This is a genomic window from Bdellovibrionales bacterium (assembly GCA_041662785.1).
Lineage (GTDB): Bacteria > Pseudomonadota > Alphaproteobacteria > UBA9219 > UBA9219 > UBA8914.
On record JBAZRW010000012.1, the window covers coordinates 14904 to 33840 of the forward strand.

Genomic DNA, 18937 nt, shown 5'->3' on the forward strand with positions numbered 1-18937 from the left:
CTCGCCGCGCTTTTCCCCTAGGATTAACGGGTATGAGGCTCCATTCTTTTGGAAGGAAACGATATGACAACAAAGAAAATTGCGGCTCCACTTAAATTTGAATCGAGGTATTACTATTATGACCCCAAGTTAAGCTTGGCCTTTACCGCCGAATGTCCTGTTGAGATTTGTGCTTCCACCGCTTGTGGCGCATGCGCTTCTGATACGTTGATTATTCAACACTTCACGCGCTCAGGATTTGATATTTGCCCAGCAAGATCAAGGAGGCAAAACACGCTCACTTTTCAACAAAAAGATTTCGATAAAACATGCACCGATGACTCTATCGTTCTTTATGTACCGAATGGGGTGAATGTTAAGGCGCAGCTTTCTGGAAAAAGAGCCTATTTGATAGCCAACACTGATGCCAATTTGCGTGTTACGCTGAGCAATACGTCTCGCGTCTCCCAAATACGCACATCCCGCCCCCTATACCTTCATATGGATAAGGCTAAGGCCGAATTAGAAGTGTGGGAAAACGTCAACCTTCTGCTTGGCCGAGGAAAAAACAGTGCCACTATCAGATTTATAGAAAACAGTGATTCTCTCTGTGGCCTTGTTGTTCTTCCTTATGTCTATGATACAAAATTTGGAAAGCCCATAAAAAGTGTTCTCCTAGAAGGAGAACATGCCACTGGCCTACCCTATGCGAAAACAATTCAGCATGAAAAAGGCGCGCTTTTTTCAGGGGGACGCCTTTATATAGCAAAGTCTTTCCCCCGCCTAAAAGTAATCAGTCCTGCGCCTAAAGTTTAATCACCAGCCCGTCATAGGCGGGCTCGATGTGGGCAGGCAAGCTGGCCTTTAACGTCGCGTAGTCCAGCGTTTGATTCATATGGGTGAGATAAGCGCGCTCTGGCTTCACGCGCGCGATCCACTCCAGTGCCCTCTCCACATGCGCGTGGGCGGGATGAGGCTCATGCCGGATAGCGCCCAGCACCCAGACCTTCACGCCACGCAAGGCCTCAAACGCGGCCTCATCCAAAGCGCCCGCATCGGTGGAATAGGCAAAATCGCCAAAGCGATAGCCCATGGAAATCATCGCGCCGTGTTCTTGCGGAAACGACGTGACCTTGATAGAGCCAAGAGTGAACGCATGACCATCAAGAATGTGCGTCTCGACATTCGGCCTCGTGAAACGGTCGGCGTGAGGGCGGGTGACAAAGATATACTCAAATCGATGCTCTAAATCGGCCATCGTCGCCGCATCCGCGTAAATCGGAACAGGCCTTTGCGTCAGCCAGTTCAAGCTGCGGATATTATCGATGCCATGGCAATGATCCGCGTGAGCATGCGTGTAAAGAATGGCCGTTATATCGCGCACGTTCGCCTGCAAAAGCTGCTCACGCATGTCGGGCGAGGTATCCACCAAAAGCGTTTGGTCGCCCTCTTCCACCAAGATGGAAACGCAGGTGCGCTTGTTGCGAGGCTCCTTGGGATCGCACGCGCCCCACTCATTACCAATAAGGGGCACGCCGCCAGAGCCACCGCAGCCTAGGATCGTGATTTTCATGCCTTCGCCTTTCCAAACAGGCGGAAGAAATTCTCCGTCGTCGCTTTTTCAATCGCCTCAACGGAAACGCCCTTCACCTCCGCCAGCTTTTTAGCCGTCAGGGCAACATGCGCAGGCTCGCACGTTTTCCCGCGATGGGGAATGGGGGCAAGGTAGGGCGCATCCGTTTCGATCAAAAGGCGATCCATCGGCACATCCGCCGCGATGGCGCGGATATCCTCGGACTTGTTAAACGTGATCATGCCGGAAAACGACACATAGAAACCAATTTCCAACCCATAGGTTGCCATCTCACGCTTTGAGCTAAAGCAATGCAAAACGCCCGTCAGCCGCGCCTGCTGCCCCGCGCCTTCTTCTTTTAAAAGGCGGATCGTGTCCTCTTCCGCTTCACGCGTGTGGATGACAAGGGGTAAGCCCGTTTGGATCGCGGCGCGGATATGCTGGCGAAAGTTGCGCTGCTGCGCGTCACGCGGCGCAAAGTCATAGTGATAATCAAGGCCCGTTTCGCCAAGACCGATCACCTTGGGATGCTGTTCGATCCGAATCAACTCTTCCGTCGTGATCAACTGTCCTTCCTTCTCCGCCTCATGCGGATGCACGCCAAGGCACACGTCAATGACGTCATACTTTTCTGCAATCGCAAGTACCGGAGCAAACTCAAAGCGGGAACAGCCGACGGTCACGATCCGCCCCACGCCCGCCGCGCAGGCACGCGCCACCACGCCGTCCAAATCCCCTACCAGCGCTTCATCGTCTAAGTGGCAATGACTATCGATCAACATAGATAAACGCCTTTTCCTCTATCGTCATCCCGCACAAGTCTGTCGCTCATCTGTGAGTGACAGACGAAGATGCGGGACCCAGCCTGCCTTGCCGAAGCTGCGAAGCTGCGTAGGCAGGTTGAAAGCTTTTTTCATTTCCCAGAAAACTTCTTCCTTGTTCCCAGTCCCCTGGATCCCGCATCTTCGCGCCGCGCTACCGCGCGTCTCTGCGTGCGGGATGACGGGGAAGCTTTATGCGTTAGCCTCTATCCCCCTCGCCTTCAACATACCTTGGGAACACGCCCGATGGCGTGGGCAAAGGCGTGCCCGCCTTCAGCGCATGCTCGGCCTTAATCGCCGCAAAGGTGCGCTGATCCGCAGGCACACTTAATTGATCCAGCATCGCGGCCATCGCGGTTGGCATAAAAGGCTGCACAAGAAGCGCGACGCAGCGGATCGCCTCCGCCAGCACATACAAAACAGTCGCCATCCGCGCAGAATCGGTTTTCTTCAGCGTCCACGGCGCTTGTTCATCCACATAGCGATTGCCATCGCCAATCACGACCCAGATCGCCTCTAAAGCCTTATGAAACGCTTGCGCGTCCATCTCACGCCGCACGACATCCAGAAGACCATAGGCCTTGTTCAAAAGCGCGTTATCAGCATCCGTCAACGCGCCATGCTCTGGCACAACCGCGCCACAATTCTTGGCGATCATCGACAGCGAGCGCTGCGCCAGATTGCCAAGATCGTTGGCCAGATTGCTGTTGACGCGGGCAATCAGAGCCTCATTCGATATATCGCCATCCTGCCCAAACGAAATATCGCGCAGCAAGAAATAGCGCAGCGCGTCAACGCCGAATTTCTCAATCACATCTTCGGTCGAGACGATATTGCCCACCGACTTCGACATTTTCTCGCCGTGAGTCAGGATCATGCCGTGTCCCGAAATCGCCTTGGGAACCTCGATCCCCGCCGACATCAAAAACGCGGGCCAATACACAGCGTGAAAGCGGATAATATCCTTGCCAATCACATGAAGATCAGCAGGCCAGAATTTCTCCATCAAACTACCCTCACCCATCTCAGGATAATTCAAAGCAGTGATATAGTTGGACAGCGCATCGACCCACACATACATGACGTGCTTGGGCGCATCAGGAACGGGCACGCCCCATGAGAACGTGGTGCGCGAGACGGACAGATCACGAAGACCCGACTTCACAAAATTGAAAATCTCGTTATAGCGCGACTTGGGCGTGATAAAATCAGGACGGCGCGTATAGAGATCAAGCAGCTTGCCTTGATACTTTGACAGACGGAAGAAATAGCTTTCTTCCTCCATCCACTCGACCGGAGCCCCCGACGGCGCAAACTTCTTGCCGTCCGGCGCAGTCGTCAATTCGGCTTCATCAAAGTACGCCTCATCACGCACCGAATACCATCCGCTGTATTTATCAAGATAAATGTCGCCCGCCTCAACCATCTTGCGCCAGAACGCTTGAGCGCGCTCCTTATGCCGAGGTTCGGTCGTGCGCATAAAATCATCGAACGAAATGCCCAGCGTCTCGTACATTTTCTTGAACTGCGCCGAGGTCTGATCCACCAGCTCTTGCGGCGAGATGCCCAGCTTGGCAGCCGTTTGTTCGTTCTTCTGGCCGTGTTCGTCCATGCCCGTTTGAAAGCGCACGTCAAAGCCGTCCAGCCGTTTAAACCGCGCCAGCGTATCGCCCGCGATGGCTTCATAGGCATGGCCAATATGCGGCGCACCGTTGGCATAGGGAATAGCGCAAGTGATATAATAGGGTGTTTTCATCGGTTTGTTACTTTGTGTTGGTTTCTGTTCTTCAGGGGAAAAACCTCCCCAACGGCCAGCTTACACCGTAAAAGCGCGACCCAAAAGAATTTCTTTGAAGCCATGAGGGGATAGAGCGTATTTAAACGGCCAAGACCTAAAGCGGCGTGGCGGGCAACGCTTTGATTTTCTTTTTGTCAGGCTGAAGAGAGGGAACAGGCTTAAGAGTATAGACCGTTTTTCCCGCTATATCGCTCAAAGTCCAAGAGGTGGAAGGACACACTTCTTTTTCAACAATTCTTGTTTCAATCCGCGTTTCCGTGTCCTTGCAGACGTTGTAGTCATGCTTAGCGGCATAATGATTGATGAGAGCGCCCACCCCCGCACCACATAGAGTGCTTGCAATCGTTCCCCAAGCAACGGAGTGCAGCATCAGCTTGAAGCCATCCTTGTGCGTTTTATCGGGATCCGTTTGGCCTTTAACAACTTTAATGCCACCGTTGGCTTCACTGGCGTGCCCTTTTGTTGCTTGGACTTCCTTATCCAGTTTTTGAAGTTGTGCATCCAAGTGTGACGAAATCGTCTCAAGCTTCGGCACAATTTCTTTTGTGCTGGTCATGGCAATGGCAATATCCTGTTTGAGCGAACCCGCCACAGCACGGATTTCGCCAAGCATTTTCTTGTTATCGGCTGCCTCGGCAGTTGCATATGTTGCCGCTTGTTCAACCCGAGATAACAAATCATTAGTCTTTTCCCCCATAGAGGCAATGTTTTCAACTGTCGTTCTAACCGAATGAAAGCCTTTGGAAAGAGCAATGATCAATGCTGTCGGATCGACACCAAATTTTTCCGATTCTCCTGTCACTAGCACAGTAGACGCATCAGCCTTAATCCCAATCTCACAAAATTTAGCTACACGCTCGTTGTCTCCAAGAAGCGCGATAGCGTCCGCCATCGAAAGACGGTTGCGACGAACATGTTGGGTAAAATCATAAACCGCCGCTTCGCGTGCGCCCTCTGACATTTCAAACGATGAAAAAACTTCATCCAGCTTATCATAGTAATTGGCAAGATCATGGTTGTTATCACTCATCAGAAACCTCCGTAAAAATACACTCACAGAAATTGACTAAGAAACGAACCAACCGTAATCAGCTAAACCTTAAAAACCAAGTTCCTGATGCGCTTGCTTTACACGTTGTTCTAACGAAGGCCTTTGGGAGTTTTGCATTTTGCTTAACTCCGCGGCAATAACGGGTATTTGCTCTAGAAAATCATCACACGCAGCAATAATCGCTCCAGCCTCTTTTTGGAAATTAGGCAAAGTTTCTGTGCGATCCGCGACTTTCGCGATTCCATCTTTAGCAATTTGTGGCGAAGCCATGATATTCCCCCATCTATCGTCTATGGGGGATATTATGATCCTTTTATAGCCTAGGTGCAAACCTTGCGTTAATGTGGAATTAACCATAGTTGCCGCTCCCATTCTCAATCTTGGTTAAAGCTGCACGCCAATTACAGCGCGGCTTGTTTCGAACCCAGAATAACTAAATTTTATTTAGAAAGGATTAATGTTGGGGGGTATCACGCCGTCATGCGGCTGACGGTGGACAGTGCGTTGATCAAGGCCAGCTTCTTGTCCAAGGCCGCGCCTTGCGCCATCACAAACGTCCGCGCCGTACTTTCCCACAACTCTAGGGCCTTATCAAGACGCCCTCGCCCTCCCAGCTTAGCGGCAAGGCCACCGGCAAGGCTGGACGCATCGCCGCGCCCCAACGCTGCCACCCTCACCGCATCGCGCAAAGTATCGACCAGCAGCCCCGTGACGACCTGAAAGGCATCGGCGTCGGCCTTCTTGCCCATCTGATCGGCCAGCTTATGCACGCGCACAAGGTCGATCATGGGCATCGCCTGCAGGATCGCCAGAAGCTCATCAAACAGCGTCATCGCATCCGTCTCCAGAAGCTTGACGGCGCGAGAAGCGCTGCCCGCCGCCGCGACCATAAACCGCGCCTTGGCTTCCTCATCCGTGGGAAGGTCGGCCCCCATCCGCGCCAGAACAATCCCCAACTGGGCATCGGTCAGGGGCTGCAGCGGCAGCATCCGGCAGCGCGAGCGAATGGTCGGCAAAAGGCCGCCAACCGTGGTCGCCGTCAGGAAAATCGTCGCGCCAGACGGAGGCTCCTCAATCATCTTCAAGATAGCATTCTGGCCATTGCGGGTTAGCTTTTGCGCCTCATCAATCAGCGCGACACGCCCACTGCCCTGACTGGCCGTCATGCCCATAAAGGGCGCAAGCTTGCGCGCGTCCTCCACCGGAATAGAGTCCTTGACGAGGCCCGTTTTCTCATCCACGGGGCAGCGCAGCACGAATAGGTCGGGATGCGCCTCTGCCGCAATCAGCCGCGAAGCAGGATGCTGCGTGGCGGGGCTGTCCAAGCGGCTCTCGCCACCCGATAAAATCATCTGCGCCGCTAGGTAGGCAAGGCTCGCCTTACCAATGCCCTCCGCGCCGACCAGCAGCCACGCATGGTGCATCCGGCCCGAGGCGTACGCGCCCTCCAGCTGGCGCTTGGCGTCCTCATGGCCGATGACGGCCAACGTTTGGCAGGGGGGAGAAACAGTCAGCATACGTCTTTTCTATGCCTATAGGATAAGAATGGTGGACCCGATGCGATTGATCAAAAATGCTCGTTCCTCGCATTTTTGCCCCTCAAGGGGCGCCTCGTCAAACTTCGCGTTGCTCCGTTTGCCTGCGGCGTCCAAATTGCCTTCGCAATTTGTCGAACGCTGCGTTCGCATCACACTAAGTATACCAAACACAGCTGCCACCCAAGGGGGCATCTGTATTTGGTGGACCCGATGCGATTCGAACGCACGACCTTTGCCTTCGGAGGGCAACGCTCTATCCAGCTGAGCTACGGATCCAACTTAAAAATCCACCGCACCATAAGCGATTTCAGCGCCCCACGCCACCCGCTTTTTTACCTCTTGATAGTGCCCAAAAACGCTGTTTTTCGACGCAAAAGGCGCCTCTTTGCGCACTTAAAATGCCCTGTTTTACGGCGCTCAGAGGCTTTTATGCCTGAAACTATCGATTTTTGTTGATTTCTCGGTGGCTCTCGTCTAACTCTGCGGCCTCGCGGCGCTTTCGAGTGACCGCTGATCACCACGTGTCTCCTTCGTCTAGAGGCCTAGGACACCGCCCTTTCACGGCGGTAACACGGATTCGAATTCCGTAGGAGACGCCATCACATTTGATATAGATGTTATATATCAAATGGTTGCCAGTGATGTCTAGCAGATAGCCCACAAATAAATAAACGAACAGATAGCACCGTTGTTTACACCTTTTTATTTCCCCCGTGCTCTGTCGATCATTTCTTGAATAGGCGAAGAGCGCGAAAGAAAGGTGATCTGGAATCCAGCCTCTCTGTCCGCCCTAACATTCGTTTGTTCATCGCTTACTGATAATAACACTGGATCCCACGTCCATTTTCTTTCGCGCTTTTGCGCGAAGAGAAAATGTCTTGGGATGGCGTGTGAGCGTGCAATGACAGAAGATTGTTATAAGAGGTCTAATAAAATTGCCTTACCCCAAACAGCATCGTGGGGGGACAAGCCCCCCACGCACATCGCATAATGTTCTTATTTCTTTGACGGGCCTATTAAGGCTTAGTCCATCTCATCCGGCAGCTTCAAAAGCTTGTCGGCGGGGATTTTCTTTTCCGTGATTTTGGCCTGCGCCAAAATAAAGTCGACAACCTTCTCTTCCAGAAGAGGCGCACGCAAACGCTCAATCGCGCCACGGGTCTTGGTGATATACTCGATTACCTGCTTTTCCTGCCCCGGATAGCGGCGGGCTTCGGCCATCATGGCCTCACGCAATTCGGCGGGGGTCACGTCAACCTTGTTCGTCTCGGCCACTTGCGCCAGCAACAGACCCAAACGCACGCGGCGCTCAGCAATGTCGTGGTACTCGGCCTTCAGATCCTTTTCACTTTTCTTCGCGTCGTCAGCCTCAAGGCGGCCTTCGGCCTTGTCCTTTTGAACCTGTTGCCAGATGCCTTCGAACTCGCCTTCAACCATCACGGTTGGCAGATCAAACTTGTGATGCTTGGCCAAAGCATCCATCAATTCACGCTTGATAACCGAGCGCGAGATTTGCGCGTAGTTGGTGCTGATGTCCGATACAATGCGCTCACGCAATTTTTCCATCGAGGGAAAGCCAATTTCCTTGGCCAGCGCGTCATCCATCTCCACGGCCTTATGCGCGCGGATTTCCTTAAGCGTCACGGCAAACACGGCCTTTTTACCGGCGAGGTTCGCGGCGTGATATTCCTTGGGGAACGTGACCTTCACGTCCTTTTTATCGCCCGCCTTCATGCCCGCGACTTGCTCTTCAAAGCCTTCGATAAACGATCCCGTGCCCAGCTCTAGGCGATGATCCGCGCCCTTCATGCCGTCATGCGCCACGCCATCGACGGTGCCGTCGAAATCAATCACGGCCACGTCGCCCGTTTTAGCGACGCGTTTTTCTTCGATCACTTCCGGCTGACGGAACGATTTGGCGATGCGCAGGATGGCGTCGTCAAGCGTCTTATCCTCAACGTCCGCGACCTGCCGCACAAAGCTCAGCTTCGCAAAGTCCATCGGCTCAAAGTCGGGAATGATTTCCATTTCCATTTTGAAGACCATGTCCTTGCCCTCTTCGGCCACAACGTCATCAACCTTGGGCTGAGCGGCGGGGCGGAGCTTGCGCTCGGTCATCGTCTTTTCGGCGCTGTCCGTAATCAGGCGGTCATAAACCTCGCCCATCGCCTCGGCGCCAAAGCGCTGGCGGATCAGATCAAGCGGAGCCTTGCCCGGACGAAAGCCCTGAATCTTGGCCTTCTTGGCAATCTCTTGAAGACGCTTTGTGACCGCAGCCTCGACTTCCGCCTTCGGAACCGTAATGGTATAGGCGCGTTTCAAACCCTTGTTAACGTCTTCGTGAACTTTCATCATGTCTTTTAATTCCTTGTTTCGTTTTACTCTTATGTGGCTTGCCACCCGAAGCTGCGCAGCAGCGTAGGGTGGTGCGGGTAGAGGGAATTGATCAAAAACGTTCGCCGCCTCTCACGTTTTTGACCCTTCGGGCGCCCACGCCTTCGGCGTGGTGCGTCCAAAACGCCTTTGGCGTTTTGTGAACCCCAAGGGGTTCAAGGCACTCATAACATACCATTGATCACGGGTCGCTTAAGCGACTCGTGATCAATGGTGCGGGTAGAGGGACTTGAACCCCCACGACTTTCATCACTGGAACCTAAATCCAGCGCGTCTACCAATTTCGCCATACCCGCAAATTAAGACAGCGTGGCTTTTTAGATGGATTTTGCTCTAAGCGCAAAGGTTTTATCTTGGGGGGCTGCCGGAGGCCTAATGGCGATCCCGAATCCGGTCGCGAAAGCGGGTTTGGAAGGCCTCTAGCGCCAACGTACGCGTCTCAACCGCTGGCCGCCCCGCCCCGCGCGTGACCTGAAGCTGAAAACGCACATGGGGAATGCCCATTTTGTCCGCCGCTACCTCTAGAACCTCAGCCGTTTCGACAAAGGCCCCCGTGCCTTCGCGCCTGTAAGACGCGCCGACCTCAATAGGGGCATTGTTGTAGCCTGTTAGAGCGCCCAAAATCATAGGCGGTTCCTCCGCTCTCTTGTTACGCCCCTATTATGATCCTATTCCCTCGGTCTTGACAAGGGTTTCACACGCTTTTCTAGGCTCTTAACCTTTATTCTTTCCGTTTATGATGAAGAGAAACGCTTCATAGCCCCCCAAAAGGAGGCTCTGCGCCACGAAAACCAGCACGCGAAAAGCAACAGGGTAAAGAGCCGCCTGAACAGGGTTTTCGCCCGCATAGGCCAAAACGCCCTGCCAGCCCCATTCGGCAAGACCCAAATTACCGGGAGTCAGGGGGATCAGCGCAAGCAGCCCCGTCACGGGCGTGGCCACCACCACGTTCAGCGGCGAGAGCAGCGCCCCCGTCGCCCCAATGCCCGCCACAAGCCGCAGGATCGTCAGGCTCACCCGCGCCAGCGACCAGCCCAGCGCTGGCCACAGGATGGGGCGTAGAGCCACGGGGAGCCATCGCCGCCCTACCCTTGCGCCACCCGCGATAAGGCCAAGGCCTAAGGCGCTCAGGGCGAAAAAGGCGGCCCAGCCATACCCTGCCCCCAAAACGCCAAAAGCCCCCAAAAGGAACCCGCACAGCAAGGCAAACTCCATCCCCTGATCCCAAAGGCCGCTCCACAGACCCTCTTTCGCCGAAGCGCCTTCCATGGTGCGCGTCGCAAGGCCCCTACCCGCCACAATCGCAACGCTGGGCGGCACGAATTGGCCTATCCAGTTTTGCCATAAGGTGTGGCGCATGAAGAACCCGCACGAGGGCTCGCGCCCCGCTGCGCCATGAAAAGAGGCGGACAAAAGCGCCCATTTGCGCGCGCCCATCAGCATCAAAAGATAGGTTAGAAACAAAACGACAAGGCAAGGCCCGATAGAAAAAGACTGCGCCGCCACAGCGAAGTCATGGGTCGTTAAATGAACATGCAGGAAAAGGAAAACGCAAAGCCCCAGCCCCAAGGCCAACCCGCCCACCGTCACCCACGCTTTTTGCCATGTCTTATTCATGATCGGGAGGAAAGCATAGAAGCCCGTTCTATGCAAAAGAAGAACGTGACCCTCAACGTGAAGAACGCCTCTCTAATCACATTTTATATTTTGGAAGTCTGCCCATCTCGCGCTTCACGGCAGATGGCCTGCCACCCGAAGCTCCGCAGGAGCATATGCGCGGCATTTCAGGTGGTTGTGATTGGTCTCAAAAATGAGAAATCTCTCAGTTTTTTGATCCCCATCCTGTAGATATTAACTTTTAAGTGTTATAAACGGTCTATAGCCTTTCTTTGCAGATACCATTAAAATGGGTTCGAAGATTTTATAAAAAGGATACCCGCTATGCTTTTAAGCGATCTGCACAATCTTAAACCGGATATTGAGCAGCTTGCCCTTGCGCACGGCGCACGACGTATTCGCGTTTTTGGTTCCGTTGCCAAAGGACAAGAAATGCTGGACAGCGATATCGATTTTCTTGTCGATTTTCCGGTCGGTTATGATCTCTTTACCCAACGGCTTCCTCTGGCGGATAAACTCGAAAAATTGATGAACCGAAAAGTTGATCTTATCCCAGAGCACGAGCTTAATCGCCATCTGCGGGATTCGGTTCTTAAGGAGGCTGTCGAGTTATGACGAAAGAATGGAAACTTTATTCGTACCCAACTTGATCCTTTGGAAGTAGCCATTAAAACAATGCTTGGGCAGGAAGAGTGAGTTGGCCTTGTGTAGAACGCTTGTTGTGTTAGGAGCATAATTGGTTCATAAAACGGATTTTTTCGCAATGACAAAGACTAAGAAACTTTCGGATAATCATAAAAAACTCTACCACTACACAACGTGGGAGGGGTTAGATGGAATTCTTGACAGCCAATGTCTTTGGGCAACACACCACAAGCATTCTAATGATCACTCTGAAGGGGAAGTGTTCAAAAAGCAGTTATTGCCATTTCTAATTTCTGCGATAAAAAATGAGATTATAAAACGAGATGGTATAGGTGTGGTAAAAAAAGCTAATAAATGCTCTGCTCCAATTGGGGGATGGGAAGGCGTTAATAAGCTCGAAGCAGAAAAATACTTAGACTCGATGTATTCTGCATTTAATGATTCATTTATAGGCCCTTTTGTTTTTTCTTTTTGTGCACATTTGGGAGCTTATGAAAAGGAACATGGTATATTAAGCCAATGGCGTGGGTATGCTAATCCTGGTGTTGCACTTGTAATCGATGCAAAAAAACTTGAAAAACTAAAGACACTTGAAGTTGCTAAATATAGTAAAAATCATTATGCAGTAGCATTAGAAAAAGTCGTGTATGAAGGCGATCCTGAAAATTCTTTTGAAAAAGCGTTTAAAAAAGAGATTCAAGGGATAGAAAATTATTATCGGGCACTTATCGTTAGTCCCAAACCCCCTCCATCAGCAAAACTCGCGAATAAGGCGCTTAATACTCTTCTGCGTTGCACATGCTTATGTAAGAGTCAGGGGTTTCATGAAGAAAAAGAAGTTAGAATTATCGCCATATCTTCTGAAAACGGAAAAGAGGGTAAGAAAAAGCCTAAAATTGATTTTAGAAATGACGGAAGACCTTACATTGAAATTTTTAAGGATCTAGGGCAAAAAATTCCGATTGAGAAAATCATTGTAGGTCCACAAAACGATCAAATGCGTAAATATGAAGCGCTCAAACTTAGAACAAAGGGCATGCATATTGATGTTGTTGTTTCTGAGATTCCTTACATTGGAAAATGAATAATACGTGGTGATCATAACCTTTTTTTCGCAAAAGCGCGGCCCGAATGGGATTTGAGATATTTCTCGAATGCAAAAGCCTGTGTTTCTTCCGAAAAAGCGACATATGTCTTCACAGTCCAAGGTTTAAACTTCGATGTGTGCGGAACCTCACCGGCATTGTGCTTTTTCAAGCGTGCTTTGAGGTCATCGGTAATTCCAATATAGAAGTGCTCGCCTGCTTGCGAAGAGAGAATATAAACGTATTTCATTCATGAAGGGTAGCTGGCCTGCCGAGGCGAAGCAAGCGCGGCAATCAGCCCGGCTTCGCCATTATAATAGTTCAGATTTTGTGGAACCAGTCCGGCTGCGTTCCTTCGGAACTACGCCGCGACAGTCTTCGCTTGCTTCGTCTTCTATTGCTCGGCTTGCCGAGGCGTAGCTTGCGAAGCAAGCGAAGACTGGTGGACCCAATCGGGATCGAACCGACGACCTCTACAATGCCATTGTAGCGCTCTCCCAGCTGAGCTATGGGCCCTTACCGTAAGGGGCAGCCTGTGTGGCCGCCCTTTCTTTCGAGAAAGGAAGCGGTAAAATACAGGGCTGGCCGTGAAATACAAGCCCTAAATGCATCCCCAAAGCCCTTTTTCCAAGCGCCGGTTCATGCCTTAGATGATGGTGTCATATTCTTAGCCTCCCCGCCTTGCGGGGGAGGACATGAAAACTTAGGTTTATGCTGCAGCGTCAGCGTAGGCATAAGCCTTAGTTTTCATAGGTGGGGGGTAAACTTTGACTGAGGTGAAGGTCGACCCCCCACCTAGTTTTTCTAAGACCTTACTTCGTAAGCCCAAGAAAAACTTTCCTCCCCCGCAAGGCGGGGAGGTAAAAAGAGGTGTCTCAAAAGCGCCCCGTTACGCGCTGGTGTCCACTTTATGTGCGGCGGGGCCGCCTTTGGCGACCACGACCATCGCCTCACGCAACAGGCGATCATGGATCATATAACCCGCTTGCAAAACCGTTAGAATCGTTCCGGCAGGGACGCTGGGATCCTCTTGCTCCATCATCACCTGATGAAAATGCGGATCGAAGGGCTGGCCCGCAGGCTCAATCTTTTTAATGCCGAAGCGCTCAAACGCCGAGAGGAGCTGACGCTCGGTCGCCTCCACGCCCATCACCAGATTTTTAAAGGTATCGTTTTGCGCGTCGTCCTTAGGCACGGCATCCAACGCACGACGGAAATTGTCGGCAATCGCCAGCATTTCCTTGGCAAAGCCTGCGATGGCATATTTTTGCGCGTCGTCGTTTTCCTTTTTCATGCGGCGGCGCGTGTTTTCCGTCTCGGCCATCGCGCGGAGAATCTGATCCTTCAACTTGCCAATTTCGTCCTGTGCCATGCCCAAGGCATCTTCCGCCGCATCCATCGATGTTTCGGCCTCGTCCCTGCGCTGGACGGGGGCCTCATCGAGATCGTTGGCGGCTTGCGGTGGAAATTCGTTTTGATCGTGGCTCATGGGCGTTTCCTGTTTGTTTACCTGTATGGCGTATTAGATAGTACTCTAATGCCCTATGTGGGTTCTTTTGCCAACCACTTCAAGCCCCCTTTTTGATGATGACGCCTCAAAACCTCTTTTTCCCTGCCGAACATATTGCCGTCCTGTCTGGCCGCGAGGTTATTGGCGATGGCTTGATTAAGCTGCCTTTTCTGCGGGCTTTACGTGCCGCATGGCCCCACGCCACGATCCATTGGGTGACCTCTCAAGGCGATACGGTTTACGCCTCTTCCTTGCATGAGACGGTCGCGCCGCTGATCAACGAAATCCACATCCAGCCCTCTTGGCTTATTGGCAGCGAGAAAGACGGCCAGATAGCGCCTCCGTTTGACCTTGTGATCGATACACGTGGACGGTGGAGGACGGCGCTGGCCGCGCGGCTACGCCTGCCCCACAAACTGTTTATCGCGCCCGCCATGCACTATCTTTTTTCGGACAGACGTCCGCCCTTCTTCGCCAAGACACCGCCTTCCCTGATCGCGCAGCTTCTGCAAATGATTGAGCTTGCGGCTGGCTTTGTGCCTGCTGTGACGGCACGGCTTCCCGTCTCACCAACGCTGCTTGCCAAGGCGCGGCGCATTTTGCCTGAGGGGCAAATCTATGTCGGCTTTGCTCCGGGCGCTGGCAATGCCATCAAAAGATGGCCCTTAGAGAATTTTGAAAAGGTCGCCAAGCTGCAAGTCCGCATGAATCGGATCCCCGTCTTTTTGTTGGGCCCGCAAGAGATGGATTTGTACGATGTTCTCTTCCGCGCCATCCCTGAAGCTATCTTTCCTCTGCAAGCCTATGACGTGTGGGGCAGCAGGGATATGAGCGTCGAGCAAACGCTAGCCCTTGGCCACTGCCTTGATCTGGCCGTCACAAACGACAGCGGGACGAGCCATATGCTGGCCGCCGTGAACTGCCCCCTTATCAGCCTGTTTGGCCCCACCAGCGCCCGTAAATTCGCACCGCATGTGAGCCAAGGAACCATCATTTGCGCCCAAGATTTCGGCAGCGCCGCCATGCTGGCCATCCCCCCCGAAACCGTCCATGAGGCCATTAACCATGCCATCATAGCGCAGGGGAAAGTCTGAAAGCATATTTTGTTGCCTTTTGGGGTTGATTACGCCCCCGTCATAAGGGATTGTTTACCTAAGTGTGGTAAGTTTTAATTCTAAAGATTGGTACGGCGTCTGTACTGCATTACCCCTTTTAAAATTAAACTATTTTCCTTAACAACCCAAGATTGTGTGAAAAAATGGTGAACACAGCAAATAACAAAAACGGTCAACAATCTGCTGCTTCTGAAAAAAGAAAGCATGGTTTGCACGGCCTCCCCCCCGAAATTGCAAGAAGCATAAAGCACCACGTTCTTAAAAAAGAATTTGATCGTATAACCAAGGTTATTCGCCGCGAATTTAAAGATGATTACCAACATATAATAGACACAATCATGAACCCCCACCCTGAGACAAAAGGGAGTACATCTCTTTCTGCAAAGAAGCCAGTGATCAACACTGATCCAAAACAACGCATTTCCCTTTCCAAGACAGGGGAAGAGGGCAATCTCTCTATCTTTAAGGGGTCCATTATATCTTCTGGTCAGAAGGCTGCGATAACGGTTAAAGTTACCGAAGAACAAAGAAAAATGCTACAGGGCACTATGCCCATGCCAAAAGGTAGAAAGATGCCCCTCAGGCGAAAGAAAAAACTGGCGGTCTCCTTTGCCGCTAACAGCTTATAGACGCCCCCCCTTCCTTTTCAGCAGATTGTCTGGCCCTCAAACGGAGAGGCCATCGTCTGTGTTTATGCGATTAGACCAACGGCACGATGACGTGACACATTAAGATATAAAACAAACGGGATCCCCGCTTTGCCCTTTCGCCCGCCGCAAGTGCGGCGGGACGAGGGCGCGGGAATGACGGATTTGTTTTTAATATCAATCCACAAGCGTCATCCCCGCGAAAGCGGGGATCCCGTTTCCTTGTTTTTTAAATGGATCCTTTCAAAAGGCGGTTGGTATTATAGGGATTGATTTGACCTCCCCCTTCTTTTGCTCCTAAAATGCCGTTCTTGGTAGTTTTATGGCCATTATGAATGAGCAAAATAAGGATTGCCCCCCATGTCTACACCCATGAATCTTATAACGATTGAAAACGAGCTTTTTCAATGTCGCATCGTCCCTACGATGGGGGGAGCCATCTCTTCTTTCGATTGCCTTCTTGGCCATGGCAAGACCCAGCCCATGCTGCGCCATACGGCAAAAGAAGGGACAGAAGAGATTCTTGAGCTTTCCTCTTGGCCCCTCGTGCCATTTTCCAATCGGATCAAATACGGCACGTTTGAGTTTGAGAACGTAAAATATAAAGCCGCCACAAACTATCTTGGTGGGCCTAATGGGATTCATGCGTCCCATGGACAGGGCTGGCAATTTCCATGGGAAGTTGAAAGTTCGGATCAGAACCAATGCACCTTGACCTTTACCTTCGATCCTGCGCGTGAGGGCATGGCCGGTCTATGGCCTTTCCCTTACAAAGCCCGCCAGCATTTCGAGCTACGCGAGAACGGCCTGATGCTGCGCCTATCTGTTACCAACACCGGCAAGACCAATATGCCCGCAGGCTTGGGCTCGCATCCCTATTTTCCTAAAGTCCAAGGCACAACCCTTCAAGCGAAAGTCGGCGGGCTTTGGGAAATCGACGATGAAGTTATTCCCGTCAAGAACGTCCCAGTGCCACCTGAATATGATTTTACAAGTGCCAAATCACTGGATGAGGCCCGCCTCGACAGCTGTTTTTCTGGATATGGCGGAATGATGCAGGTGGTATGGCCCCATCACCCCGTGGCCTTAAATCTGGAATCGTCGCCCAATCTGGACCACTTCGTCGTGTACACCCCGCAAGGGGAGAATTTTTTCTGTGCCGAGCCTGTCAGTCACAAGCCCAACGCTATTAATGACAAGGACTGGGCGGGGAATGGCCTTATTGTCTTGGCTCCCGGAGAAACAGAAGAAATTTGGTATCACTATGAAGCTTTGAGAATGCCGGACGCGCCCCCTTCCCTGTCAAAGCTAAAGCCGTGGAAGCCGCTTAATCTATTGGGGTAAGCCCCTCCCCGACATCCCCTGAAGGCCAAGAAGTCCGTTCTTTCCTCACGTTACGCGGAAGGCAGAGAAGTAGTTCGATTTTCGAATGAAAATCGATTGGATAAAATGGTATTATCTTATTGAATATAATAAACAAAATGACCGTTTCTTCATCCGTTTTTAATCTGTTTTCTGTATGATTGTTTCTATGGGGTGAGTGAGTTGGTTGAAGCGGTTTTTTCGGTTCATCAGGCAAAGGAGAAAGATCATGCGTATGTTTCGTTTCTTAAGAGAAGAATCCGGTGCGACGGCCATTGAATATGGTTTGATTGCGTCTTTGATTTCTGTGGCCATTGTGGGCGTCCTTTTGACGCTTGGCCCGAGATTGTCAGCCGTTTTCCAAACGGTGCAAGATAGCCTTTAAGGGCTAGAGGAAGAGAGATACAGCGACGAGAGGGGGGCGGGGAACCGGATGGGGTTTCCCGCCCCTTGTTTTTTACCCCCTGTTTTCAGGCATGAGGAACCCCAAACATCCCTTTGATCCGTTGTCATTTTTCTTTTTGACGATTCGGATCAAGCGTATTAGGCTCTGAATCACCTTAAAGATTTGGAGATAGCCATCATGACTGATTCCACCGTGACCCGCGCCCACCTTGCCGAAGCCGTTTATCAAGAGGTTGGCCTATCGCGTAATGATTCCGCGCAACTTGTTGATGTCGTTTTGGAAGAAATCGGGCAAGCCCTGATCAAGGGAGAGATGGTCAAGCTTTCTTCCTTTGGTAGCTTTCAGGTGCGCAGCAAGGCGCAGCGCATTGGCCGCAACCCCAAGACGGGTGAGGAAGTTCCTATCTCGCCTCGCCGCGTTCTGGTGTTCCGCGCCAGCCATGTTCTGAAGGACAAGGTCAATCGTACCCGCAAGGGTGGCTCTGCTGGTCAAGGGGCGGCCTAATGGACGGCTCTGTGCAATCACCAGTCATTGAAGTCAAGTCGGCCAGCGCTTTTCGCACGATCAGCGAAGTCGCGACCAATCTTGAAGTTCCCCAACACGTCCTTCGTTTTTGGGAGAGCAAGTTTCAGCAAGTTCGTCCCCTGAAACGGGGTGGCGGGCGTCGTTACTATCGCCCCGAAGACGTTACGTTGCTTTCCAGCATTAAAGAGCTTTTGTACAATCAGGGTCTCACGATCCGTGGCGTGCAAAAACTGCTGAAAGAAACGGGTCGCACCGGCATCGTCAGGACCTCGGCCAAGATGACGGCCACGGCCTCGCAGGCCACGGTGGCTCAATCTGTGCCAGAGGTTGCCGCGATTGTGGCCAAGCCAGAGGCGCAGGTCCTTACCATGGCGGCTCGCCGCGAAATGGAAGGGCTGCTGACCGAGCTGAAGACCATGCGCGATATGATGCGGCAGGTAGGGGTTTAATAAGGTTAAGCGCTGGCGCTAAAGGACAGGTCTGTGGCGCTTTGCGCGCAAGCCCTGGATTTGCGCCACGGAAAACGATCCCCACCCCCTGCCCTTTACGCACCGGATTCCCATTGCCTTCTGTGTTTTTCTGTGGTTATAGTGCCCGCCTTGCTAAGGGGTTGGGTTCTATTAGAGAAGAGCCAAAAAACTTAGCCTTTCCCAAGGTCGGGGCGTAGCGCAGCCCGGTAGCGCATCAGTCTGGGGGACTGGAGGTCGCAGGTTCAAATCCTGTCGCCCCGACCATTAAAAAAGAGGCTCTACCCCAAAGGATGGGGCAAGGGATGATGAGATCATAGCGAGGCCGCCTTCAGGTGGCCACATAAAACAATCACACGCAGTCTGTAGTTCTCGAAGTTCCTGAAGCCATAGGCGCGGCGCTG

General features: G+C 52.0%; 18 protein-coding genes, 5 tRNA genes and 1 pseudogene. 11 read left to right on the forward strand and 13 right to left on the reverse strand.

Features of this window, described 5'->3' with window-relative positions; all coding sequences use genetic code 11:
• Positions 1-63: 63 nt before the first annotated feature.
• Positions 64-795, forward strand: a complete 732-nt coding sequence (locus WC612_07535; GenBank protein ID MFA6280623.1) for a hypothetical protein — start codon at positions 64-66, stop codon at positions 793-795.
• Here WC612_07535 and WC612_07540 read toward each other — a convergent pair.
• The 7 genes and pseudogenes from WC612_07540 to WC612_07570 form a co-directional block, all read right to left on the reverse strand.
• Positions 785-1552 (reverse strand): MBL fold metallo-hydrolase, encoded by a 768-nt coding sequence (locus tag WC612_07540; GenBank protein ID MFA6280624.1) that lies wholly within the window; start codon positions 1550-1552, stop codon positions 785-787. The two genes, WC612_07535 and WC612_07540, sit on opposite strands and share 11 nt — an antisense overlap.
• On the reverse strand, positions 1549-2334 hold the full coding sequence (locus WC612_07545) for a TatD family hydrolase (GenBank protein ID MFA6280625.1): 786 nt from the start codon (positions 2332-2334) through the stop codon (positions 1549-1551). The genes WC612_07540 and WC612_07545 overlap by 4 nt, the downstream gene beginning before the upstream one ends.
• A gap of 238 nt (positions 2335-2572) precedes the next feature.
• Positions 2573-4132: pseudogene (gene metG, locus WC612_07550) on the reverse strand (methionine--tRNA ligase).
• Between the two features lie 133 nt (positions 4133-4265).
• Positions 4266-5201 (reverse strand): hypothetical protein, encoded by a 936-nt coding sequence (locus WC612_07555; GenBank protein MFA6280626.1) that lies wholly within the window; start codon positions 5199-5201, stop codon positions 4266-4268.
• 69 nt (positions 5202-5270) lie between these two features.
• On the reverse strand, positions 5271-5492 hold the full coding sequence (locus WC612_07560; protein ID MFA6280627.1) for a hypothetical protein: 222 nt from the start codon (positions 5490-5492) through the stop codon (positions 5271-5273).
• Between the two features lie 200 nt (positions 5493-5692).
• Positions 5693-6739 carry a DNA polymerase III subunit delta' gene (locus tag WC612_07565; GenBank protein ID MFA6280628.1) on the reverse strand — a complete coding sequence of 349 codons (1047 nt, stop codon included), beginning with the start codon at positions 6737-6739 and terminating at the stop codon, positions 5693-5695.
• Positions 6740-6959: 220 nt separating this feature from the next.
• Positions 6960-7036, reverse strand: a tRNA-Arg gene (locus tag WC612_07570).
• 247 nt (positions 7037-7283) lie between these two features.
• On the opposite strand from WC612_07570, the gene WC612_07575 reads away from it, so the two are divergent.
• A tRNA-Glu gene (locus tag WC612_07575) sits at positions 7284-7359 on the forward strand.
• A 424-nt stretch (positions 7360-7783) separates the two neighbouring features.
• Here WC612_07575 and tig read toward each other — a convergent pair.
• The 4 genes from tig to WC612_07595 form a co-directional block, all read right to left on the reverse strand.
• On the reverse strand, positions 7784-9115 hold the full coding sequence (gene tig, locus WC612_07580) for a trigger factor (protein ID MFA6280629.1): 1332 nt from the start codon (positions 9113-9115) through the stop codon (positions 7784-7786).
• A gap of 250 nt (positions 9116-9365) precedes the next feature.
• Positions 9366-9450 (reverse strand) — tRNA-Leu (locus WC612_07585).
• 76 nt (positions 9451-9526) lie between these two features.
• The gene (locus WC612_07590) at positions 9527-9781 is read right to left on the reverse strand and encodes a hypothetical protein (protein ID MFA6280630.1); all 255 of its coding nucleotides are present in this window, start codon (positions 9779-9781) and stop codon (positions 9527-9529) included.
• Positions 9782-9868: 87 nt separating this feature from the next.
• Positions 9869-10771 carry a hypothetical protein gene (locus tag WC612_07595; protein ID MFA6280631.1) on the reverse strand — a complete coding sequence of 301 codons (903 nt, stop codon included), beginning with the start codon at positions 10769-10771 and terminating at the stop codon, positions 9869-9871.
• Between the two features lie 324 nt (positions 10772-11095).
• Between WC612_07595 and WC612_07600 the strand changes: the two genes are divergently transcribed.
• Both WC612_07600 and WC612_07605 read left to right on the forward strand, forming a co-directional pair.
• The gene (locus WC612_07600; GenBank protein MFA6280632.1) at positions 11096-11386 is read left to right on the forward strand and encodes a nucleotidyltransferase domain-containing protein; all 291 of its coding nucleotides are present in this window, start codon (positions 11096-11098) and stop codon (positions 11384-11386) included.
• A 148-nt stretch (positions 11387-11534) separates the two neighbouring features.
• Entirely contained in the window at positions 11535-12500 is a 966-nt protein-coding gene (locus tag WC612_07605) for a DUF2971 domain-containing protein (GenBank protein ID MFA6280633.1), read from the forward strand.
• 441 nt (positions 12501-12941) lie between these two features.
• Here WC612_07605 and WC612_07610 read toward each other — a convergent pair.
• Positions 12942-13017, reverse strand: a tRNA-Ala gene (locus WC612_07610).
• A 373-nt stretch (positions 13018-13390) separates the two neighbouring features.
• The gene (gene grpE / locus WC612_07615) at positions 13391-13990 is read right to left on the reverse strand and encodes a nucleotide exchange factor GrpE (GenBank protein MFA6280634.1); all 600 of its coding nucleotides are present in this window, start codon (positions 13988-13990) and stop codon (positions 13391-13393) included.
• 95 nt (positions 13991-14085) lie between these two features.
• Between grpE and WC612_07620 the strand changes: the two genes are divergently transcribed.
• From WC612_07620 to WC612_07650, 7 genes are all read left to right on the forward strand, one after another.
• The gene (locus WC612_07620) at positions 14086-15105 is read left to right on the forward strand and encodes a glycosyltransferase family 9 protein (GenBank protein ID MFA6280635.1); all 1020 of its coding nucleotides are present in this window, start codon (positions 14086-14088) and stop codon (positions 15103-15105) included.
• Between the two features lie 164 nt (positions 15106-15269).
• Positions 15270-15755 (forward strand): hypothetical protein, encoded by a 486-nt coding sequence (locus WC612_07625; GenBank protein MFA6280636.1) that lies wholly within the window; start codon positions 15270-15272, stop codon positions 15753-15755.
• Between the two features lie 378 nt (positions 15756-16133).
• On the forward strand, positions 16134-17117 hold the full coding sequence (locus tag WC612_07630) for an aldose 1-epimerase (protein MFA6280637.1): 984 nt from the start codon (positions 16134-16136) through the stop codon (positions 17115-17117).
• Between the two features lie 247 nt (positions 17118-17364).
• Complete coding sequence (locus WC612_07635) at positions 17365-17520, forward strand: Flp family type IVb pilin (protein ID MFA6280638.1); 156 nt, start codon at positions 17365-17367, stop codon at positions 17518-17520.
• A 198-nt stretch (positions 17521-17718) separates the two neighbouring features.
• Entirely contained in the window at positions 17719-18045 is a 327-nt protein-coding gene (locus WC612_07640; protein ID MFA6280639.1) for an integration host factor subunit alpha, read from the forward strand.
• Positions 18045-18515, forward strand: a complete 471-nt coding sequence (locus WC612_07645) for a MerR family transcriptional regulator (protein ID MFA6280640.1) — start codon at positions 18045-18047, stop codon at positions 18513-18515. The genes WC612_07640 and WC612_07645 overlap by 1 nt, the downstream gene beginning before the upstream one ends.
• 208 nt (positions 18516-18723) lie before the next feature.
• Positions 18724-18800 (forward strand) — tRNA-Pro (locus WC612_07650).
• The last annotated feature ends 137 nt before the right edge of the window (positions 18801-18937 follow it).